A 21,656-nucleotide genomic window follows, 5' to 3' on the forward strand; every position below is an offset into this window, starting at 1 on the left:
CCAGATGGTGATCGCCGTGCTCGCCGCGTTCCTCGCCGCCGCCGTCGTCATGGGGTCGACGGCGGCGGTGAGCCGTCGCCAGGACAAGGTGGCGGTGGTCGACGTGGCGTGGGGCCTCGCGTTCGTCGCGATCGCCCTCGTCCTCGCGGTGCTCTCCGCCGACCTCCACTCCTGGCTGCTGGCCGGGCTCGTCACCGTGTGGGGCGGTCGTCTCGCCTGGCACATCGGTCGCCGCTCGCGCGGCCACGGCGAGGACCCGCGCTACGAGAAGATGCTCGGCGCACCCGGCTGGGGCGCCGGCGCCGGCACGGTCATCACCCGGGTCTTCCTCACCCAGGCCGTCGTCGCCTTCGTCATCTCCGCGCCCCTGCAGGTCGCGGCGGCGTACGACGTGCGCTGGTGGCCCGTGGTCTGGCTCGGCGTGGCCGTCTGGGCGGTCGGGTTCTGGTTCGAGGTCGTCGGCGACGCCCAGCTCGAGGCCTACAAGGCGAAGCCGCGGGAGTCGCGGCCGAAGATCCTCGACACCGGCCTGTGGGGCTGGACGCGTCACCCCAACTACTTCGGCGACGCCTGCGTGTGGTGGGGGTTGTGGGTCGCGGGTGCCCTGTCGCTCGGCTGGCTGCCCGGCCTGTCGACCGTGTTCGCACCGGCGGCGATGACCTTCTTCATCCGCAACGTCACGGGCGCCAAGCTTCTCGAGAAGACGATGTCGCAGCGCGAGGGATGGGACGAGTACGCCGCGCGGGTCCCGCTGTTCTTCCCGCGTCCGCCGCGCTCCTGACCACGGCGGGGTTCGCGGCGTTCGACGGGGGTTCTGTGCCGGCCGTGGGTGCCGTCGGGTGACAATGCGCCGGTGGCTGCGGAGGAGGAGGGGCTCGATCATGCGATCGAGGCCATGCGGGCGGGCGACGAGGCGGCGTTCCGTGTCGTCTACCGCCACGTCCAGCCACCCCTCCTGCGCTACCTGACGGTCCTGGTCGGCGCCGCCGACGCCGAGGACGTCGCCAGCGAGGCGTGGGCGCAGGCCTTCCGCGACCTCGACCGATTCAGCGGCGACGCCGACGGCTTCCGCGGGTGGGTCACCACGATCGGGCGCAACCGGGCGCTCGACCACCTGAGGCACCAGCGCCGGCGCCCGGTCGCGGACGACCCGGTCGACGAGCTGGTCGACCTGCCCGACAGCGCCGACGTCGAGACCGACACGCTCGGGCGGGTCAACTCCGAGGCCGTGATCCGGCTCATCTGCGCCCTGCCCCGCGACCAGGCCGAGGCGATCATGCTGCGGACCGTCCTCGGCTTCGACGCGCCCACCGCGGGCCGGATCCTGGGGAAGAGACCGGGCGCGGTGCGCGCCGCCGCCCACCGCGGGCTCAAGCAGCTGGCGAAGAAGATCGCCGACGAGCCGTAACACCCGCCCCCGCCCCGACGCTGAAAGGAGTGAGATGACCGCCCCCGAACCGCACCTGTCCCGCCGTGACGCCGAGCGCCTGCTCGACGCGCCGACGGAGCACGACAGCGCCCTCGGCTGGGCCCTCACTGCCGCGAGCGCGCCCGGGTTCGCCGAGGAGCTGACCCGCGAGGACATGACCGTCGCGGCCTTCCACGCAGCGCGGCTCACGCCGCCACCCGCGGCCCGGCGCGGCTTCGTGTCCCCCACCCGCCTCGGCAGTCGCGCCGCCACCCGGGCGGTCGTCGCCACGGGTGCCGTCGTCGCGCTGACCTCGGGCGGCTTCGCCCTCGCCAACTCCGCGCACCTGCCCGACCTGCCGCTCCTGCCCGACCGCGCCTCGGACCGTGCCATCGAGTCGGCCACCCGGACCCCCACCTCCGGCGCACCCACCTCCGGCGACACGACGTCCGGCTCCGCAGGGTCGCCGTCGAGCGCCCCGGGCTCCGCCACCGGCAGCACGTCCGGGTCGCCGAGCCGGTCCACCGCCCCGACCCCCGACTTCCGCGGCCTCTGCAAGGCGTTCCAGGCCGCCGACCGCGGGACCGGGTCCTCGCTCGGCAGCGCCGCCTTCGCGGCGCTCGCGACCGAGGCCGGCGGCGCCGACCGGGTCGCGACCTACTGCATCGACCTCATCGGGGCGCCGAAGGAGACCGGACGACCCACGGACAGGCCGAGCCCCACCGGCAGGCCGACGCCGACCACGAGGCCCACGCCGACGGTCAGGCCGACCCCCACCTCCCAGCCGAGCCCGACCGTGAAGCCCACGCCGACCGTCAAGCCGACCCCGAGCTCCCAGCCCACCCCGACCGATGCCCCGGGCAACGGCGGTGGCGCCGGCAGCGGCGGCTCCGGCGGCGGAGGCGACAAGGGAGGCAAGGGAGGCTCCACCTAGACGTCCGGTTCACACCGGCGGCGGCCGCGTTCCGCAGGACCGGCTCTCGCGCCCCGTGCTCCGACCTCCCGCCGGAACACGGGATCCCCCCAGAACACGCGAGGTCCGGTCCCACAACGCACAGGCAGCGGCACGGCCCACCCCCGGGGTCGTGCCGCTGTCGCGTGTCGGTGCGGGCCACTAGGTTCGGATCCATGAGCTATCCGCCTCCGATCTACGACGGCGAGTCCGGGGAGGTCTCCGCCCACGTCGTGCGGGCGGGGCTGGAGCCCGCGCTCGTCTACCCCAACGGCAACCGGGTCTTCTACCTCGCCCGCGGCACCGCGACCCAGGGCACGTTCGGGCTCTACCGCTGGGAGTTCGCCGGCCCGGAGAGCGGGCCGGGTCCCCACTTCCACCGCACCATCACCGAGTCGTTCTACATCCTCGAGGGGACCGTGACGATCTTCGACGGCAAGGACTGGGTGGCGTGCCACGCCGGCGACTTCGCCCACGTGCCGGCAGGCGGCATCCACGGCTTCCGCAACGAGGACGGTGCCGCCAAGATGCTGCTCCACTTCGCGCCGGGCGCCCCCCGCGAGGCCTACTTCGAGGGACTCGCGGCCGGCCTGGGCGATCTCGACGGCGACGGCTACGACCGGTTCATGCGCGAGCACGACAACACCTGGGTCTGAGCTCGTGGACGCGGTGCGGACGGCGTTCGACGCAACGCCCCGGCGCGACTTCCTCCCCGAGGCGGTGCGGCGGCGCGCGGCGTACGACGGTCCGCTGGACATCGCGGCCGGCCAGACCAGCTCGCAGCCGCGCACGGTCGTCGACATGTTGCGGCTGCTCGACGTACGTCCCGGGCAGCGGGTGCTCGACGTCGGCGCCGGGTCGGGGTGGACGACCGCGCTCCTCGCGCACCTCGTCGGGCCGACGGGCACGGTGCTGGGGGTGGAGCTCGAGCCGGAGCTGGTGTCCTTCGGCGGCGACAACCTCGCCCGCACCGGCCGTGACTGGGCGACGATCCGGCTCGCCGTCCCGGGTGAGCTCGGCGACCCGGCCGGTGCGCCGTACGACCGCATCCTGGTCTCCGCGATGGCGCGGGCGCTGCCGACCGAGCTCGTCGACCAGCTCGCCGGCGACGGCGTGCTGGTGATCCCGGTGGCGGGCAGGATGCTGCGGGTGGCCAACCCCGGGGCGGTCGTGACCGAGCACGGGCACTACCGGTTCGTGCCGCTGCGCTGAGGTGCGCGGTCGCCGCGGGCCGCGGTCCGGGCGAGGCGTACGGGCAGGCTCGCCACGACCTCCAGCGGTCCGCGCAGGCGCAGCAGCCGGAGGCCCGCGCCGAGGGCCAGGAGCGCGACGACGTGCGTGGCGAACGCCGACGGCTCCTCGTCGGGCCACACCTGCGGGGTGAGCATCACGACGTGCAGGGTGTAGAGGCTGAGCGTCGCGGCCCCTGCCCCGAGGGCCACGCCGAGCACCGCGGTCGCGACCCGCGGGAGGAGCTGCTCGAGGAGCAGGCAGCCGGCGATCACCAGCACCGCGCTGCCGATCGTCTGGGCGAGGTCGAAAGGGGTCGCCGAGTGCGGTGCGACCAGGAGCAGCCAGTCCCACTCGCCGTCCGCGGGCGTGACGCCGAACATCCCGGTCGCGTTCTCCGACGCGACTGCCGGGTCGGCCACGGTGCGCGAGACCTGCGTGGCGAGCACGGCGGTCCCGAGGCCGCCGAGCGCCAGGCCGCCGAGGAGCGAGGTGTCGCGCAGGTCGAGGCGGCCGAGGGCGAGTCCGGCGAGGAGGTAGGCCAGCCACGGCACGACCGGGTAGTAGCCGGTGAGGAGCAGCTCGCCCGCCAGCTGCCCCGGGTCGGCGAGCTGGGCGAAGGTCGGGCTCTCGAAGCCGCGCTCCGGCAGGAGGGGACGGACGAGGTGTGAGATCACGGGGGCGACGACCACCCAGGCGACCGTCAGCGGGACCAGGGTGCGCACGCGCAGCAGCGTGAACGGCAGGCCCAGCACGAACAGCACGCCGTAGTAGGTCAGGATCACCGCGACCCCGCTGTCGAGCCCGCCGAGCAGGAGGCCGGCGAGGGCGATGAGCAACGCCCGGCCGACGATGCCGAGCGAGCGCAGCGCGAGCGGGCGCCCGCGGAGCGGCTCGCGGGTGATCAGGGCCAGGCTCACGCCCGCGAGCACGGCGAAGAGCGCCGAGGCCCGCCCCCCGGCCAGCCACTGCGCGGTCGCGAGCTCGCCGTCGGGGGTGCGCGCGTCGAGGACGTGCGTGGCGACCATGCCGAGCAGCGCGAGGGACCGGGCCACGTCGAGACCGACGAGGCGGCCCGGGCGCGTCGCGGTCATGCGCACCATCCTGCCGACCGTGCCCTGAGGCACCGATCAGCCGCCGGGGCGGGCGACCCGGTCGGCGAGGTGCGCGGGCGCCTGGATGCAGTAGGAGTCGGTGAGCAGCTCGGCGAGCTCGTCCCAGTCGATCCCCGCGTCCTCGTCGAGGACCATCCCGATGACGTTGCCGCCCCAGCCGGAGCGGAAGTAGGGCTCGCCCATGTGCTCGAAGGCGGCCACCTCGTCGGGCTCGCCGCGGAAGGTGACCCGGAAGACCTGGTCCTCCCCGCCGAAGACGTGCGCCACCGTCGCGCCGCCGACGCGCCAGCGCGTGCCGGTCCACGCCGCCTCCTGGGTGCAGCGCGGCAACGCCGAGAGGACCGCGTCGATGCGCAGCACCCACTCCTCCGGCACGAGGGGACGATCGGCGAGGGCCACGGCGCGATCCTGCCACCGGGGTCGGACACTCCGTAGGGTGCCGCCATGAGGTGCGCCGTCCTGCTGGTCGTGGTCCTCGCGGGTGCCGCGTCCTCGTGCGCGAGCGAGGAGTCCGCGCCGGCCTGCGAGGACGTGTCGACGACGGTCCTCGACGGGGGCGTCTCCCACGCGTCCCCGGCGGCCGCGCTGGGCGACCTCCTCGCCGACGCCGACCGGGTGACCGAGCAGGCCGACGACTCGAAGGGCTTCGAGACCGTCACCTTCCGCGGCTACGACGAGGACGGCGACCTGGTCGGGCGGGTGGTAGTCGAGGGCGGGGGCCGTGGCTGGGTCGCCGCCCGCGTCGACACCTGCGGCTAGCAGCACCATGAAGGCAGTTCGCTGCCCGGGCACCGCCGTCCACGCTCAGGCGCCGACTCGGCGTCCCCAACTGCCTTCATGGTGCGCGGCCTCGGGCCGTCAGTAGGACTTCGGCAGCCCCAGCGAATGCATCGCGACGAAGTTGAGGATCATCTCCCGGCTCACCGGCGCGATGCGGCTCGCGCGGGTGGCGACGAGGAGTCCGGCCATGCCGTACTCCTGGCTGATCCCGTTGCCGCCATGGGTCTGCACCGCCCGGTCGACGGCGTCGCAGGCGGCCTCGGCGGCGGCGTACTTGGCCATGTTGGCGGCCTCCCCTGCGGCCAGGTCGTCGCCGGCGTCGTAGAGCGCGGCGGCCTTCTGGTTCATCAGCCGGGCCAGCTCGATCTCGATGTGCGACTGCGCGAGCGGGTGGGCGATGGCCTGGTGCGAGCCGATCGGCGCCTTGAAGACGGTGCGCTCCTTCGCGTACGCCGCTGCCTTGCCGAGGGCGTGACGGGCCAGGCCGATCGAGAACGCCGCCGCCATGATGCGCTCGGGGTTCAGCCCGGCGAACAGCTGCACGAGGCCGCCGTCCTCGTCGCCGACCAGCGCGTCGGCAGGCAGCCGTACGTCGTCGATGAAGACCTGGAACTGCTTCTCCGGCGACACGATCTCCATGGGGATCGGGCGGGCCTCGAACCCCTCGGCGTCGGTGGGGACGACGAACAGGCAGGGCTTGAGCTTGCCGGTGCGCGCGTCCTCGGTGCGCGCCACGACCAGGACGTTGTCGGCCTCGTCGACACCGGAGATCCAGATCTTGCGGCCGTTGAGCACCCACTCGTCGCCGTCGCGGCGGGCGGTGGTCGTGATGTTGTGGGAGTTCGTGCCGGCGTCGGGCTCGGTGATCGCGAACGCCATCGTGCCGGTCCCGTCGGCGATGCCGGGCAGCCAGCGTTGCTTCTGCTCGTCGGTGCCGTAACGGCTGATGATGGTGCCGCAGATCGCCGGGCTGACCACCATGAGCAGCAGCGGGCAGCCCTGGGCGGCGAGCTCCTCGCACACGGCCGCGATGTCGCCGATGCCGCCCCCGCCCCCGCCGTACTCCTCGGGGACGTTGATGCCGAGGTAGCCCGCGCGGCCGATCTCCAGCCACAGCTCGGTCGTCTTCTCGCCGGCGCGGGCGCGCTCGACGAACCACTCGCGGCCGTAGCGGCTCGCGAGCTTGGCGACCTGACGCCGCAGCTCCTGGCGCTCCTCGGACTCGGTGAAGGTGGACTCGGTCATGCCTGCTCCTCGACTACTGCCAGAACCTCCCCGGACGCGACCTGCGCACCGGGCTCGACGTGGATCGCGGTGACCGTGCCGTCGTGCGGCGCGGTCACGGTGTGCTGCATCTTCATCGCCTCCAGCACCAGCACAGCGTCGCCGGCAGCGACCTCGGCGCCGGCCTCGACCTTCACCGCCACGACCGTGCCGGGCATCGGCGCGAGCAGCGAGCCGCTCGCGACCGCGTCGGCGGGGTCGGTGAAGCGGGGGACGTGGACGAGGGCGAGGTGCCCCCACGGCGAGTCGACGTCGACTCGGTGACCCGTGACGCGTACGTCGTGGCTGGAGCGCACCCCGCCGTGGTCGACCACGACCCGCCAACCCGTGTCGGTCGGCTCCGCGGCGACGAGGCGGACCCCGTGGACCTCGTCGTGGAGGTCCACCATGACGGCGCCGGCCCGGTCGTGGCGCCATCCCACTCGTACTTCGGTGCCACGCAGGTCGAAGGCGACGACCTGGGGCGCGGAGTGGACGTTGCGCCAGCCGGTCGGGATGCGCCGTTGCACCGCGCGCCCGGCGACGGACCGCTCGACCCAGGCCATCGCGGCCGCGAAGAACGACGTGGCCTGCTGCTCGGGCGTGCCCGGCACCGAACCGCCCTGCAAGGAATGCAGGTCCTCGCCCAGGAACGCAGTGCTGACGTCCCCGCCGAGGAACTCCTCGTGGCCGAGCACCTCGACCAGCAGGTCCCGGTTGGTGGTCAGCCCGTGCAGGCGGGCACGACGCAGCACGCCGGCCAGGCGGCGGGCGGCCGCCTCGCGGGTCGGCGCCCACGAGACGACCTTGGCGAGCATCGCGTCGTAGTGCGTGGAGACCTCCGAGCCCGAGGCGAAGCCGGACTCGACCCGGATGCCCGGCTCGGCCGGGATCTCGAAGGCGGTGAGCCGGCCGCTCTGCGGCTGGTAACCGGCGGCGGGGTCCTCGGCGTAGAGGCGCACCTCGATGGCGTGGCCGCGCGGCGCGCCGGCCGGCTCCGGCGTGCGGCCCTCCGCGACGGCGAGCTGCTGGGCGACCAGGTCGACCCCGAAGACCTCCTCGGAGACGGGGTGCTCGACCTGGAGGCGCGTGTTCATCTCGAGGAAGAAGAACCGGTCGGCCTCGGCTTCGTAGAGGAACTCGACGGTGCCGGCGCCGCGGTAGTCGATCGCCGCCGCGGCCGCCCGGGCGGCCTCGTGCATCGCCGCGCGGGTGGCCTCGGGCAGGCGCGGGGCGGGCGCCTCCTCGACGACCTTCTGGTGGCGACGCTGGATCGAGCAGTCGCGCTCGCCGTAGACCTCGACCCCGCCGGGGTGACCCATCACCTGGACCTCGACGTGACGGCCGCGCTCGACGTACGGCTCGACGAAGACGGTGCCGTCACCGAACGCCGACGCGGCCTCGGCCTCGGCGGTGGCGACCTCCCGCGCGAGGGCGTCGAGCGAGCGCACGATGCGCATGCCGCGCCCGCCGCCACCGGCGCTGGCCTTGACGATCAACGGCAGGTCGGCCTCCGTCGGCTCGGCCGGGGCCTCCAGCACCGGCACGCCGGCCGCCGCCATCAGCCGCTTGGCCTCGATCTTGGAGCCCATCGCGTGGATGGAGGCGGGCTCGGGCCCGACCCACGTCAGCCCGGCGGCCTGCACGGCGCTCGCGAAGTCGGCGTTCTCGGACAGGAAGCCGTAGCCGGGGTGGATCGCGTCGGCGCCCGTACGACGAGCAGCCTCGAGGACGAGGTCGACGCGCAGGTAGGTCTCGCCGGGCGCGTTGCCCGGCAACCGCACCGCGAGGTCGGCCTCGGCGACGTAGGGCAGGTCGGCGTCGGCGTCGGCGTGCACCGCCACCGTCTCGATGCCCAGGGCGCGGCAGGTGCGGAAGACGCGGCTGGCGATCTCGCCACGGTTGGCGACGAGGAGTCTGGTGATCATGGCCGGAACACCCCGAATCGGTCGGCGCCCCGGATCGGCGCGTTGGCGATGACGCTGAGGCAGATCGCGAGCACCGTACGGGTGTCGCGCGGGTCGATCACACCGTCGTCGTAGAGCATCCCCGAGAGGAAGTAGGGCAGGGACTGCTCCTCGACCGAGGCCTCGACGTAGTCCTTGACGCCCTTAAAGCCCTCGGCGTCGAAGACCTCGCCCTTGGACTCCGCGGACTGCTGGGCGACGATCTCGAGGACGCCGGCGAGCTGGGCCGGGCCCATGACGGCACTCTTGGCGCTGGGCCAGGTGAAGAGGAACCGGGGGTCGAAGGCGCGGCCGTTCATGCCGTAGTTGCCGGCGCCGTACGACGCGCCCATGATCACGCTGAGGTGCGGCACGGTGCTGTTGGAGACCGCGTTGATCATCATCGCGCCGTGCTTGATGATGCCGCCCTGCTCGTAGTCCTTGCCGACCATGTAGCCGGTGGTGTTGTGCAGGAAGAGCAGCGGGGTGTCGGCCTGGTTGGCCAGCTGGATGAACTGCGTCGCCTTCTGCGCCTCCTCGGAGAACAGCACGCCCTGCGCGTTGGCGAGGATCCCGATCGGACGGCCGTGCAGCTGCGCCCAGCCGGTGACGAGCGAGGTGCCGTAGAGCGGCTTGAACTCGTCGAACGGCCGGCCGTTGTGCTCGCTCGTGCCGTCGACGATGCGGACGATGACCTCGCGCGGGTCGAACGGCTCCTTGAGGTCCGTCGGGATCAGGTCGAGCAGGCCCTCGGGGTCGGCGTCGGGCTCGGCCCAGGTGTCGGAACCACCGGTTGACCGGTGGTTCCCGAGCTCCTCGCCCGTTGCAACGGCCGAGAACCCGCTGGAAAGGACTGGAACCCCAGCGGGCTTGCGCCGGTTGAGGCGCGCCACGATCCGCCGCCCGATCCGGATGGCGTCGTGCTCGTCCTCGGCGAGGTAGTCGGCCAACCCGGAGACCCGGGCGTGCATCTCGGCACCGCCGAGCGACTCGTCGTCGGACTCCTCGCCGGTCGCCATCTTCACCAGCGGCGGACCGCCGAGGAAGACCTTGGCCCCGCCGCGCACGAACACGGTGTAGTCGCTCATGCCGGGGACGTACGCCCCGCCGGCCGTCGAGTTGCCGAAGACGAGCGCGATCGTGGGCTGACGCCGGGCGGAGGCCCGCGTGAGGTCGCGGAAGAGCTTGCCGCCGGGGATGAAGATCTCCTTCTGCGTCGGCAGGTCCGCACCACCGGACTCGACCAGCGAGATCGTCGGGAGGTTGTTCTCCTCGGCGATCTGCGAGGCGCGGAAGATCTTCTTCACCGTCCAGGGGTTGGAGGCGCCACCCTTCACGGTGGGGTCGTTGGCGCTGATCATGCACTCGACGCCCTCGACGACGCCGATGCCGGTGACGACCGAGGCGCCGACGGTGAAGTCGGACCCCCACCCCGCCAGGGGCGACAGCTCGAGGAAGGCGCTGCCCGGGTCGACGAGCAGCTCGATCCGCTCGCGCGCGGTCAGCTTGCCGCGCGCGTGGTGCCGCGCGACGTACTTCTCGCCGCCGCCCGCGACCGCGACCGCGTGCTGCGCGTCGAGGTCGGCGAGCTTCTCCAGCATCGCCTCGCGATTGCCGGGTCTCGATACGCCTCCTCGTTCCTCGTCGGCTACTCGACCACCGAGGGCTGTCATTCCTCCACCACGGCCTTCATCCGCTCCAGGGTGGTGCGCATCCCCTTGCGGTTGGTGCGCCCGCGCAGCGCGCCGAGGAGGGTCCAGTAGACCCGGGTGAACAGCGACGGCTCCATCCGGAAGTACTCCGTCACCAGCGTCCCGCCGTCCTTCGGCTCGAGCCGGTAGCCCCAGTTGTTGACCGTCATCGCGTCGGTCCCGACGGAGAACTCGAAGACCTTCTCGGGCTCGCACACCGTGACCCGGCACGGCGACCAGTACGTCGGGCCGACGCCGTTGCGCTTCACGTGTCCGGCGAAGTACGCGCCGACCTCCGGGCCGGTGGACCCGCGGGTCCACTTCGCCTCGAACGTCTCGGGGCTGAACTCCCCGATGCGGGTGACGTCGCTGACGAGGTCCCAGACCTTCGCCGGCGGGGCGTCCATCCAGACCGACACCTCGTCACCCAGGGACGGCAGCTTGATCATCGAGATTCCTTCTCTGTCGTGGTCATCAGCAGTAGCCCATCAGCTTCGCCGTCAGGTCGCGCAGCACCTCGTCGGCGCCACCCCCGATCGGCAGGAGCCGGGCGTCGCGGTAGTGCCGCTCGACCTCGGTCCCGTGCATGTATCCGGTGCCGCCGAACAGCTGGACTGCCCGGTCGCAGACGTACGCCGCGCAGTCGACGGCGGTCTGCTTGGCCAGGCACGCCTCCGCGACGACGAGCTCGCCCGCGACGTGCCGCGCGGCGACCGCGCGGGTGTAGGTCCGCGCGACCTCGACCTGGCGGCGCATCTCGACGAGCGTGTGCTGGACCGTCTGGTTGTCGATGAGCTGGCGGCCGAACGTCTGGCGCTCTCGGGCGTACGCCGCGGCGAGGTCGAGCGAGCGCGCGGCGATGCCGTAGCCGTGGACCGCGAGCGCGATCCGCTCGACGACGAACTGCTCGGCGATCTGGCCGAACCCCGATCCCTCCGCGCCGACGAGGTTGGCGACCGGCACCCGACACCCGACGAACGACAGCTCGGCGGTGTCGGAGCAGTGCCAGCCCATCTTGCGCAGGCTGCGGTCGACGGTGAAGCCGGGCGTGCCCTTGTCGATCACCAGCAGCGAGATGCCGCCGTGGCCGGGGCCCCCGGTGCGGACGGCCGTGGTGACGAAGTCGGCCCGCACGCCGGAGGTGATGAAGGTCTTGGCGCCGTCGACGACGTAGTGGTCGCCGTCGCGGACCGCGGTCGTACGCAGGCGCGCCACGTCGGAGCCGCCGCCGGGCTCGGTGATCGCGAGCGAGCCGATGAGCTCGCCGGCGAGCGTGGGGCGTACGAACCTCTCGACCAGGTCGGCGTCACCGCTCGCCGCGATGTGCGGCAGCGCGATGCCGGCGGTGAAGAGCCCGGCCATCAGCCCGCTCGACGCACCGGCGTTGAACATCGCCTCCTGGAGCTCCACCGAGTCGAGCAGGTCGCCGCCCCCGCCGCCGACCTCCTCGGGGAACGCGACCCCGATCAGGCCGAGGTGGCCCGCCGTGCGGTGCAGCGCGCGCGGGATCTCCCCGGCGTCCTCCCACTCCTGCAGGTGCGGCACCACCTCGCGGCGGACGAGCTCCGCCCCGGTGGCCCGCAGCGCCTCGCGCTCGCCGTCGCTGGTCACGTCAGGCTCACCTCGATCGACACCAGCCGAGACCGCACGAGCTCGCCGAGCCCCTTGGCCTGCGGGTCGAAGCGTGTCGACGCCGCGACGCCCTCGCCGAGCAGGCCGTGCACGACGAGGTTGACCGCGCCGAGGTTGTGCAGCAGCCACACGTCGACGTCGAGGTCGGCGGCCTCCGGCAGCAGGGCGGGGATGCCGCGCGGCGACATCAGCTTGAACAGCCACTGCACCCGCGCGTCGTACGTCTCCTGCGCCACGCCGTCGTGGGCGACCCAGAGACCGATGTTGGCGTCTCCGCCCTTGTCGCCGGAGCGCGCGTGCACGAAGGTCCCGAGCGGCATGCGGCGGGTGAGGGTGTCGTGGCGCCCGGGGTACGGCGAGGGGCGCGCGCCGGGTGCCTCGGTGTCGGAGGCGTACGTGCCGGGGTCGGGGACGACCTCGCGCCGGCCGTCGGCGTGGACGACGGTGTGGGTGACGTCGCCGCGATCGACGTACGCCGCCCGGTAGACGCCGTAGGGGGTCGCGGCCGCGGGCGGCGCGGTCATCGTGAAGCCGGGGTAGGAGCCGAGGGCGAGCTCGACCGCGGCGGAGGTGAAGGCGCGGCCGACGGGGTCGGGCGAGGGGTCCTTGACCGTGCAGCGCAGCAGCGCGGAGGCGGCCTCCTCGGTGTCGGCGTCGACGGGCGGGACCCGGACGTCGGACCAGGTCACCTCGGCCGCGGTGAGCCGCGGGCCGAGCTGCTCGCGGACCCAGGCCGCCTTGGCCTCGACGTCGAGCCCGGTCAGGACGAACTCGGCAACGTTGCGCCAGCCGCCGAGCTCGTTGACGCAGACCTTGAGCCGCTCGGGCGGCGCCTCGCCGACGACGGGGGCGATCGCGACCCGGTCCTCGCCCTGCTGCTCGAGGCGCACCGAGTCGAGGTGCACGGTGACGTCGGGGCCGACGTAGCGGGTGGACTGGATCTCGTAGACGAGCTGCGCGGTGACGGTGTCGACGGTGACCGCCCCTCCGGTGCCGGCGTGCTTGGTGATCACGCTGGAGCCGTCGGCGGCGACCTCCGCGACCGGGAAGCCGAGCGGACGATCACGGTGTGGCAGGTCGAGGAAGCCGCTGAAGTTGCCTCCCGTGGCCTGGGTGCCGCACTCGATGACGTGCCCGGCGACGACCGCACCCGCCAGCTCGTCGTACGCCGTCGTGTCCCAGCCGTGGTGGGCGGCCGCCGGGCCGACCACCAGCGAGGCGTCGGTGACCCGGCCGGTGACGACGACGTCGGCGCCGGCGCGCAGGGCCGCGGCGATGCCGAAGCCGCCGAGGTAGGCGTTGGCGGTGAGGGCGTTCTCGAAGGACAGGTGACGCACGTCGTCACCCTCGACGTGGGCGACCCGGGGGTCGAGCCCGAGCCCGGACGCGACCTCGCGGACCTTGTCGGCGAGACCGGCCGGGTTGAGGCCTCCCGCGTTGGCGACCATCCGTACCCCCTTCTCGAGCGCCAGGCCGAGGCAGTCCTCGAGCTGGCGGACGAAGGTGCGGGCGTAGCCGAGCGACGGGTCCTTCATCTGGTCGCGGCCGAGGATGAGCATGGTGAGCTCGGCGAGGTAGTCGCCGGTGAGGACGTCGAGCTCGCCCCCCTCGAGCATCTCGCGCATCGCGGTCAGGCGGTCGCCGTAGAAGCCGGAGCAGTTGCCGATGCGTACGACCCCGCTGGTCGAGGAAGGACGAAGTCCTGTCACCAGACCCTCGGTCATCGCGGGGCCCGTCCCTCGCCCGGCTGACCGGCGAACGCCTGCGCGACGTCGAGCCAGCGGTCGACGTCGGCGCCGTGGGCGACCAGGTCGGTGTCGGCGCGGTTGACGCGCTGGGTGACCAGCCGGCAGAAGTCGCCCGCACTGCCGGTCAGGGTCTGGGCGGCGTCCTCCGGGCCCCACGACCACACCTCGCCGCTGGGAGCGACGAGGTCGATGCGGAACTCCTCCGCCGGCAGCTCGAGGCCGTGCAGCTGATGAGCGAAGTTGCGGGTGCGGACGCCGAGGTGCGCCACGTGGCGGATCCGGTCGGTGTCCTCGACGGGCGTGCCGAGGGCCTCGTGGACGTCGAGGCTGTGGGCCCAGGTCTCCATCAACCGCGCGGTCGCCATCGACGTGGGCGACATGGGCGGGCCGAACCACGGCATCTTCTCGCCGGCCGGCATCGCGACGAGCGCGGCGCGGAGGTCCGCGCGGGCCCGGCGCCACCGCCCGAGCAGGTCGGCGTCGCGCGCCACGGCGTACGCCTGGGAGTCGACGTAGCCCTCCGGGTCGGCGATCGCCTCGAGGACGACCGCGTCCCACGCCTCCTTGTCGGTCGCCGCCGTGAGCGCCACCTCGTCGGTCCACGCGAGGTGCGCGACCTGGGTCGCGACGTCCCAGCCCGGCGCGGGGGTGGGGGTGCGCCAGCCGCCCTCGTCGAGGCCGGCGACGAGCTGCTCGAGCCGGTCCCCCTCGGCGGCGAGGTCGGCGAGCACCTGGGTGAGGACGTCGGTCATCGGGCGGGCTCCTTCGCGAGCTCTCGGTCCAGCACGTCGGCCCAGGCGTCGAGGATGCGGCGCCGGCGAGCGGTGTCGTCGGTGATCGTCTGCGCCAGGCCCAGCCCCCGCACGAGGTCGAGGGTGGCCTGCACCAGCTCGCGCACGCCCGGCCGCGACTCGTCGGCGCCGAGGGCCGCGACCGTGAGCCGGTGCGCCTCACGGCCGACGCGCTGCTCGAGCGGCGACACCGCGGCCAGCAGCGTGTCGTCGGTGCGCGCGGCGACCCAGAGCTCCAGCGCCGCGGCGAAGACCGGGGAGGAGAAGTGGTCGCCCAGCATCCGCAGGACCGCACGCGTACGGCGCCTCCCGCCGGGCAGCTGCCCGACCGCCTCGGCCAGCTCGGCGCCCCGTCGCTCGGTGAGGTGCTCGACGGCGGCGACGACGAGGTCGTTCTTGGTCGGGAAGTGGTGCAGCTGGGCGCCCCGGCTGACGCCCGCCCGCTCGGAGACGAGCGTCGTCGACGTCCCGGCGAACCCGCGCTCGACCAGCAGCTCCACCGTCGCCTCCAGCAGCCGGGCACGCATCGCGCGGCTCCGGTCGGCCTGCGGCACGCGGGTCGCCGGGGCGGGTGAGGGCATGGGCCAAGACTGCCGCTCGACAAACAAACAGTCAAGCCTGACTTTATTTGCCTCAGTGCCTGACGTGGGAGGTCGGCTAGTCCAGCCGCGCCACCAGCGGCAGCCGCGACCTGGCGGTCAGCCCCACCACGGCGGCGGTGAGCAGCGGGAGCGCGACCACGATCACGGCGACCAACAGCCAGGGCACGGCGAGGAACGGACCGGCCTCCTCCCCCGACGGGCCCATCTGGGCCGCGGTGAGCGGTCGCGAGATCGCGACGCCGGGGATGAACCCCACAGCGGCTCCGAGGACCGACCCGACGAGACCGACGACGACCGCGTACGACGCCGCGACCCGTCGGCGGGTCCGCGGAGCCGCGCCCACGGCCGACAGCGTGGCGAGGTCGGGACGGGCGTCGGAGAGGGCGAGGAAGGTCGCGGTCAGCGTGCCGCCCAGCATCAGCAGGCCACCCAGCGCGCCGAGGACGAGGAGGACGACGACAGCCTCGTCGGGGCGCTCGTAGCCCCGCTCGACGTAGGTGTAGGTGCCGTCGGTGACGCCGCGGACGGCCTCGTCGACGCGGGTCTCGGTCGCCTCGTCGAGGTCCCCGGTGAGGCGCAGGTCTCGGGTCATCACCTCGAGGCCGAGCTCGTCGGTGACCGCCGTGGGCAGGATGGTCGACGCTGGCGCCGGGCCGCTCGTCGCCTGGTCCCACGGGACCATCACGGCGTCGAGGCGGTGGACCCGCCGGTCGACTGCCTGCTCGCTGCCCTCGCGCCACGTCTCCTCCACCAGGCTGGCCTCGACGTCGCCCTCGGCTGCGAGGGTGAACACGACGGTGCGTCCGGCTGCGAGGGCGCGGTCGACATCGCCGAGCACGTCGCCGACGACGCCTGCGCCCGCCGCGGTGTCGGACACCGCGACCGAGGGACCGTAGACCGAGAGGCCCCACCCCTCGCCGTCCTCGAGGTCGGGCGGGAGCACGACCTGCTGGGACGTCCAGCCGTTGGGGTCGTACGACTCGGCGAGGCCGTGGGTGCGCTCGACCTCCACGCCGGGGACCGTCTCCCGCACGACCTGCTCGATGCTGCTCCACACCGGCTCGGGGTCGGGCGCCTCCTCGCCCGGCAGGACGTTGGGTCCCCACGAGACCACGCCGGTGCCCATCGGGGCCTGCGGCCAGTAGGTCGCCTCGTTCGACTCCTCGTCGCTGGCGTTGGCGATGCCGAGGGCCACCACGCCGGCGACGGTCGCTGCGACGGCTGCGACGGCAGGCACGGTGCGCGCACGGTGGCGCGCCGCGTCGCGTGCGGCGTAGCGGGCCGTGAGCGGGAGCCGTCCGGCGAGCCGGGCCACAGTCGAGACCACCACGGGTACGACGAGGATCATGCCGAGCACCGAGAGGATGGCGGCTCCTGCGATCCAGAAGGCCCCACTGCCGCCGCCGGCGGTGACGGCACCGTACGCCGAAGCGGCCACGCCGATGCCGAGGAGCACCAGCCCGACCACCGGTGTCGACGCGCGGGGGCGCCGGTCACCGCGCCGGCCGGCGAGGACCGCGACCACGTCCTGGCGACTGGCCAGCCAGGCGGGGACGACGGAGGCGAGCAGGGCGGACACGAGGCCGAAGACCACGATCGCGGCGAGGTAGGGCCACGGCGCCTCGAACGGCCCGAACCACTCACCGTTGAAGCGCTGGACGAACGGCAGCGCCGCCCACCCGGCCAGCACGCCGAGGACGAGGCCGGCCACCGAGGCGACCAGGCCGAGGACGACACCGCTGGCGATGATCACCCGGCGTGCCTGGGCCGGGGTGCCGCCCGAGGCCGCGATCAGGGCGAGGGTGCGCGCGTGCCGGCGGGCGCCGACGGCGAAGGCCGGGCCGGCCAGCAGGACCACCTCGATGAGGGCCATCACGATGATCAGCGCGGCGACGGCGTACGTCTCCTCCTGCCCGGTGCCGTAGCCCAGCTGCTCACTCATCGACGCGTCGTCGGGCGGGTCCGCCAGCACCGCGCGCGACACCACGACGGCGCCGATCGCGTTGAGCTCGCGCACCTGCGACCAACTCACGGGCCCGGCGTCGACGAGCCACTCGCGCAGGTTGACCGCACCGGAGCGCATGTCCTGCGAGGAGCCCAGCACCACCGGGTAGTCGTAGGCGGTGGCGTCGCGGCCCGCGCCGACGATGCGCAGGGCGGTGCCGGCGACGTCCAGCTCGTCGCCCACGGCGAAGCCCTTGTCGAGCATCGCACCGTTGACGACGACCTCGCCCGGGGCATCGGGCAGCCGACCGGCCTCGAGCTCGAAGAGGCCCTCGGCGATCGGGTCGGACAGGTCCACGCCGATGGTGGAGAAGTCGAACACCCGGTCGTCGAGCCGGGTCGCGGCGCTCCCGTCCTCGATCGGCACGAGCCGCGCGTCCTGACCGAGGACCGCGCGCAGCTCGTCCTCGGTCAGGGGGGCGTCGAGGTCGACCTCGCCGACGGGCGTCCACCCCGACTCCAGGGGATCGGGAGCCTGCACGAGGGCGCCACGACCCTCGGTCCGCACGCGCGCGTCGGCCGCACCGAGCACCCGGTCGGCGCGCTCGACCCCGCTGACCTCCGCGGTCTTGATGACCACGGCGGCGGCGCTGACGGCCAGCACCGGCAGGCTGATCATCACCAGCACCAGGATGCTGCGTCCCCTGTGACGCAGGGCGTCGCGCCACGCGATGCGCAGGGCCGGTCGCCAGCCCCTCATGCGCGGTCGCCGGCGAGGAGGATCTCGGGCTCGTCGGCGCCGGTCTCGTCGACCACCACGCCGTCGCGCAGGAAGACCACGCGGTCGGCCCAGGCGGCGTGCCGCGCCTCGTGGGTCACCATCACCCCGGCCGCCCCCGCGTCGCACCTGGCCCGCAGCAGGCGGAGGATCTCCTCGCCGGTGTCGGTGTCGAGCGCACCGGTGGGCTCGTCGGCGAGGATCAGCCGGCGCTCGCCGACGATCGCGCGGGCGATCGCGACGCGCTGCTGCTGCCCGCCGGACATCTCGTCGGGGAAGCGGTCGGCGAGGTCGACGATGCCGACCTCCTCCAGGGCGGTCAGCGCGAGGCGCCGCGCGATCCGGCCCTTCTCCCCGTCGAGCTCGCGCGGCAGGGCGACGTTCTCGGCGGCGGTGAGCGCGGGGATCAGGTTGAAGTCCTGGAACACGTAGCCCACCGACGTACGCCGCATCCGCGCGCGCCCGGCGTTGTCGAGCGTGGCGAGGTCGGTGCCCTCGATCCACACCGAGCCGCTGGTCGGTGCGTCGAGGCCGCCGGCGAGGGTGAGCAGGGTCGACTTGCCGGAGCCCGAGGGCCCCATGACCGCGACGAGCTCGCCGGGGTGGGCGCGGAAGGTGACGCTGCGCAGGGCGTGCACCTCGGTGGCACCCTCGCCGTGGACACGTGACACGGAGGCGAGGTGGAGGACGGCGTTCATCGGACGATCTCCTCGCTGGGCGCGGCGGCGGGTGCGTCGCGGCGTACGGGCGGTCGGTCGAGCGCGGCGCGGCGCAGACGGGCCTCGCAGTGGTCGAGCCAGCGCACCTCCGCCTCGGCGTCGAAGACGAGGGCGTCGAGCACGAGGCTCCACGCCAGGTCGGCGGGCTCCTCGGGGGTGGCCGCGCGGCCGGTGCGCTTGAGACGGGTGTAGTCCTGCAGCGACGCCATGGTGGCGCTGCGCTGGCGCTGGATGATCGTGGCGACGTCGACCCCGGGGATCGTCACGGCGATCGCGAGCTTGATCGCGAGCTCGTCGCGCGGGGGCTGGGAGCGAGGCACCGGCGTGGCGAACCACTCCGACACCTCGCTCCGCCCCGCCTCGGTGGCGCGGTAGCTGACGTGGCGCTCGCCCTGGTCGGCCTGGTCGTCGGCACCCCCGTGTCCGACGACCTCGACCAGGCCGTCGCGCTCCAGGCGCGTCAGCGTGGTGTAGACCTGCCCGATGTTGAGCGGCCAGGTCTCCCCCGTGCGCTGCTCGAACTCCGCCCGGAGCTGGTAGCCGTACATCGGCCCCTGCTCCAGGATCGCCAGCATCGCCTGTCGGATCGACATCCGCGCCTCCGTGATCGGTCCGTCGCCCCCGTGAGCGATGGATACCGGGTATGTATACCACGTATGCATGGCCGTCGGAATCACCGGTTACCCGGTGGTTCTTCGGGTTCCAGTCCTTTGCAACGGGCAAGAACCTCAGCGATCACCGGTTGACCGGTGGTCGCGACACGCTCAGACGGCGGCGACGGTCAGCACGACCCGCGCCCGCTCGTCGGCGGCGAGCCAGCAACGCCGGGCGCGTACGAGCCGACGCCCCGACCACGCGAGGAACGGCAGCGCGGCCACCGCGGGCACCCAGGCCCAGGGCACGACGGCGAGCCCGGTGAAGAGCAGCGCGGTCAGCGTGGTCACGAGCGAGAGCCGCCCGGCGTACCCGGCCATCGCGGCGTGCGGCGCCGGCGTGGCGCGCGGCGAGGACAGGTCCACGGCGTACGGCGAGCGCACGGACCAGGTCATCACGATCGCGAGCACCTGGACGACCACCACGAGCCAGCACGAGAGGACGGCGACGCCGACCACCAGGGGCGGCAGCCCGTTGCGCAGGAGCGCGAGCACCACGGTGACGCCCGAGACGAGCGCCATGCACTCGGCGACGACGAGCGCGCGCACGTCGAACACGTCGCCCGCCGCGACCGGCAGGGTCTCGCGCCAGACCATCCCTCTGCCGTCGAGGCACCAGGCGTTGACACCGAAGAGCAGCGCCGCCCCGCTGGCGGTGAGGCCCGGGAGCACCATCACCGAGCCCCACTCGAGCCCAGCCACCAGCGCCACCAGGCCCGGCCCCAGGCCGAGCACCAGCAGGCCCCGGCGCATGCCGACCGAGCGCCACACCGAGTCGCGGTCGAGGCGTCGCAGCAGCGCCCGCTCGGGCGAGGTCCACCGCGGCTCGGGCGCGTGGCGCGCCTCGTGGACCCCGGACTGCACGCGTAGCTCCTCGCGCGGCGGAAGGCCCAGCGCCCAGGCGGCCGGGCGGGCGCCGACCACGACGGCGGCCGCGGCCAGGACCAGCAGGACGACGACGGCCAGCGGCCAGCGCGGGGTCTGCGCGGTCTCGGCGAGCCACGTCGTCGGCAGGCTCCGTACGAGGGGGCCGAGGACGCCGGCGAGGTGCAGGCCGGCCAGGGCCGCGAGGACCGCCCCGCCGACGACGCGGACGACGACCACGCCGTGCGGGGAGCGGCGTACGCCCTCGACCGCCCAGCCGACCGCCTGCCCGAGCGCCGTCGCCGCGAGGACCCAGGCCAGCACCACGACCTGCGCACCGAGCAGCCCGCCGGCCGGGGCGACGAGGGCGGTGACGGCGAGCAGGCCCCACAGCTGGACGAGCCACGCCAGGTTGACCGGCGCCAGCAGCAGCGCGCCGAGGTGCTCGGTGACGGGGCCGACCGGGTGCACGGCCGCCTCGCTGCGGGAGAGCAGCTCGCGGCCGCCGCCGCTGCCCATGGCGGAGCTGACGGCGAGCAGCAGGAAGCCGGCGAACGCCGCGCCGAGGTTGCCCTGGACGGAGGTCAGCGCCTGCTCGACGGCAGGCGCACCGACAGACCTGACGTCGAAGCCGCTCGGTGCGATGGCGAAGGCCGCCGTCAGCGCGAGCACCACGGCGACGCCGAAGGCACTGGCCCGGCGCCGGCGTACGGTCCGCGCGCGGAAGGCGACAAGGTGGCCGGTGTCGCGGGCGGCGTCGAGCCAGCCGTCAATCGAGGAGCGCACGGTAGGCCTCGCCGGTGAGTTCGCCCGCCTGCATCGCGGCCACCCGGTTGCCGCCGCGCAGCACGACGGCCTCCCCGCACGCCTCGAGCGCGAGGTCGCGCAGGTGCGTGGACAGCAGGACGCAGGCGCCGCGGGCGCGGGCATCGGCGACGACCTCGAGGGTCGCGTCCACGCCGAGCGGGTCGACGCCGTCGAACGGCTCGTCGAGCAGCAGCACGGCCGGCTCGTGGAGCGCGGCGAGCACGACGCTGAGCCGCCGGCTCATGCCGTGGCTGAAGCCGCCGACCACGCGGTGCGCGACGTCACCGAGCTCGAAGCGCTCGAGCAGGTCGCGACCGCGGTCCTCCCAGTCGGGCATGCGTCGCAGGCGGGCGCTGAGCTGGAGGTGCTCCCACGGCGTGGCCCGCGGGACGAGACCGCCGACGTCGGGGCAGTAGCCGACGGCCCGCTTCACGCCGAGCGCATCGGTGGCGGCGTCGTGGCCCGCGACCGTGACCTCGCCGGCCGTCGGCGGCACCACGCCGGCGAGGACCTTCATCGTGGTCGACTTGCCGGCGCCGTTGCGTCCGAGGAGCGCGGTCGCCTGCCCTGCCTCCGCGGTCAGGTCGACGCCCGCGACGGCCTCGACGTCGCCGAAGCGGACGTGCAGGTCGCGGACGACGACGGCGGGGGCATGGGTCACCGCACGATTCTCGCCGACCGGGCGGTTCCTTGCTGACGAATGCGCCGACCGGGCGCTTCGTGCCCGTCCCGG

General features: G+C 73.9%; 21 protein-coding genes. 6 read left to right on the forward strand and 15 right to left on the reverse strand.

Annotation, left to right across the window (positions count from 1 at the left end; translation table 11 throughout):
* Positions 1-4: 4 nt before the first annotated feature.
* The 5 genes from IE200_RS01650 to IE200_RS01670 all read left to right on the forward strand — a co-directional run bounded on the left by IE200_RS01650 (position 5) and on the right by IE200_RS01670 (position 3,572).
* Entirely contained in the window at positions 5-781 is a 777-nt protein-coding gene (locus IE200_RS01650) for a DUF1295 domain-containing protein (RefSeq protein WP_191277611.1), read from the forward strand.
* Between the two features lie 72 nt (positions 782-853).
* On the forward strand, positions 854-1,408 hold the full coding sequence (locus IE200_RS01655) for an RNA polymerase sigma factor (protein WP_229855950.1): 555 nt from the start codon (positions 854-856) through the stop codon (positions 1,406-1,408).
* A gap of 34 nt (positions 1,409-1,442) precedes the next feature.
* Entirely contained in the window at positions 1,443-2,342 is a 900-nt protein-coding gene (locus IE200_RS01660; protein WP_191277612.1) for a hypothetical protein, read from the forward strand.
* 194 nt (positions 2,343-2,536) lie between these two features.
* On the forward strand, positions 2,537-3,016 hold the full coding sequence (locus tag IE200_RS01665) for a cupin domain-containing protein (protein ID WP_191277613.1): 480 nt from the start codon (positions 2,537-2,539) through the stop codon (positions 3,014-3,016).
* Between the two features lie 4 nt (positions 3,017-3,020).
* A complete protein-coding gene (locus tag IE200_RS01670) occupies positions 3,021-3,572 on the forward strand; it encodes a protein-L-isoaspartate O-methyltransferase family protein (protein WP_191277614.1) in 552 nt (183 codons plus the stop codon).
* On the opposite strand, the gene IE200_RS01675 is transcribed toward IE200_RS01670, so the two are convergent.
* On the reverse strand, positions 3,548-4,684 hold the full coding sequence (locus IE200_RS01675; RefSeq protein ID WP_191277615.1) for a heparan-alpha-glucosaminide N-acetyltransferase domain-containing protein: 1,137 nt from the start codon (positions 4,682-4,684) through the stop codon (positions 3,548-3,550). The genes IE200_RS01670 and IE200_RS01675 overlap by 25 nt on opposite strands.
* Before the next feature lie 36 nt (positions 4,685-4,720).
* On the reverse strand, positions 4,721-5,104 hold the full coding sequence (locus IE200_RS20520; protein WP_229855951.1) for an MmcQ/YjbR family DNA-binding protein: 384 nt from the start codon (positions 5,102-5,104) through the stop codon (positions 4,721-4,723).
* Between the two features lie 45 nt (positions 5,105-5,149).
* On the opposite strand from IE200_RS20520, the gene IE200_RS20525 reads away from it, so the two are divergent.
* Positions 5,150-5,464: a hypothetical protein gene (locus IE200_RS20525; protein ID WP_229855952.1), complete on the forward strand. Its 315-nt coding sequence runs from the start codon at positions 5,150-5,152 to the stop codon at positions 5,462-5,464.
* A 99-nt stretch (positions 5,465-5,563) separates the two neighbouring features.
* On the opposite strand, the gene IE200_RS01685 is transcribed toward IE200_RS20525, so the two are convergent.
* From IE200_RS01685 to IE200_RS01745, 13 genes are all read right to left on the reverse strand, one after another.
* A complete protein-coding gene (locus IE200_RS01685) occupies positions 5,564-6,730 on the reverse strand; it encodes an acyl-CoA dehydrogenase family protein (protein WP_191277616.1) in 1,167 nt (388 codons plus the stop codon).
* The gene (locus IE200_RS01690) at positions 6,727-8,676 is read right to left on the reverse strand and encodes an acetyl/propionyl/methylcrotonyl-CoA carboxylase subunit alpha (RefSeq protein ID WP_191277617.1); all 1,950 of its coding nucleotides are present in this window, start codon (positions 8,674-8,676) and stop codon (positions 6,727-6,729) included. Before IE200_RS01690 ends, IE200_RS01685 begins: the two co-directional genes overlap by 4 nt.
* On the reverse strand, positions 8,673-10,295 hold the full coding sequence (locus IE200_RS01695) for an acyl-CoA carboxylase subunit beta (RefSeq protein ID WP_229855953.1): 1,623 nt from the start codon (positions 10,293-10,295) through the stop codon (positions 8,673-8,675). Before IE200_RS01695 ends, IE200_RS01690 begins: the two co-directional genes overlap by 4 nt.
* A 68-nt stretch (positions 10,296-10,363) precedes the next feature.
* Positions 10,364-10,834, reverse strand: coding sequence for an SRPBCC family protein (locus tag IE200_RS01700; protein WP_191277619.1), 471 nt, complete (start codon positions 10,832-10,834; stop codon positions 10,364-10,366).
* Between the two features lie 25 nt (positions 10,835-10,859).
* Positions 10,860-11,996, reverse strand: a complete 1,137-nt coding sequence (locus tag IE200_RS01705) for an acyl-CoA dehydrogenase family protein (RefSeq protein WP_229855954.1) — start codon at positions 11,994-11,996, stop codon at positions 10,860-10,862.
* Positions 11,993-13,741, reverse strand: coding sequence for an acyclic terpene utilization AtuA family protein (locus tag IE200_RS01710; protein ID WP_191277620.1), 1,749 nt, complete (start codon positions 13,739-13,741; stop codon positions 11,993-11,995). The genes IE200_RS01705 and IE200_RS01710 overlap by 4 nt, the downstream gene beginning before the upstream one ends.
* A complete protein-coding gene (locus IE200_RS01715) occupies positions 13,738-14,517 on the reverse strand; it encodes a TIGR03084 family metal-binding protein (protein ID WP_191277621.1) in 780 nt (259 codons plus the stop codon). The genes IE200_RS01710 and IE200_RS01715 overlap by 4 nt, the downstream gene beginning before the upstream one ends.
* Positions 14,514-15,137, reverse strand: coding sequence for a TetR/AcrR family transcriptional regulator (locus tag IE200_RS01720; protein WP_191277622.1), 624 nt, complete (start codon positions 15,135-15,137; stop codon positions 14,514-14,516). The genes IE200_RS01715 and IE200_RS01720 overlap by 4 nt, the downstream gene beginning before the upstream one ends.
* Positions 15,138-15,213: 76 nt before the next feature.
* A complete protein-coding gene (locus IE200_RS01725) occupies positions 15,214-17,862 on the reverse strand; it encodes an ABC transporter permease (RefSeq protein WP_191277623.1) in 2,649 nt (882 codons plus the stop codon).
* Positions 17,859-18,578, reverse strand: a complete 720-nt coding sequence (locus IE200_RS01730) for an ABC transporter ATP-binding protein (RefSeq protein ID WP_191277624.1) — start codon at positions 18,576-18,578, stop codon at positions 17,859-17,861. The genes IE200_RS01725 and IE200_RS01730 overlap by 4 nt, the downstream gene beginning before the upstream one ends.
* Positions 18,575-19,192, reverse strand: a complete 618-nt coding sequence (locus tag IE200_RS01735) for a PadR family transcriptional regulator (protein WP_191277625.1) — start codon at positions 19,190-19,192, stop codon at positions 18,575-18,577. Before IE200_RS01735 ends, IE200_RS01730 begins: the two co-directional genes overlap by 4 nt.
* A gap of 171 nt (positions 19,193-19,363) precedes the next feature.
* The gene (locus IE200_RS01740) at positions 19,364-20,902 is read right to left on the reverse strand and encodes a hypothetical protein (protein WP_191277626.1); all 1,539 of its coding nucleotides are present in this window, start codon (positions 20,900-20,902) and stop codon (positions 19,364-19,366) included.
* Positions 20,886-21,584, reverse strand: coding sequence for an ABC transporter ATP-binding protein (locus tag IE200_RS01745; protein ID WP_191277627.1), 699 nt, complete (start codon positions 21,582-21,584; stop codon positions 20,886-20,888). The genes IE200_RS01740 and IE200_RS01745 overlap by 17 nt, the downstream gene beginning before the upstream one ends.
* Between the last annotated feature and the right edge of the window lie 72 nt (positions 21,585-21,656).

It is taken from the genome of Nocardioides flavus (ex Wang et al. 2016) (genome assembly GCF_014653115.1).
GTDB classification, from domain to species: Bacteria; Actinomycetota; Actinomycetes; order Propionibacteriales; family Nocardioidaceae; genus Nocardioides; species Nocardioides flavus.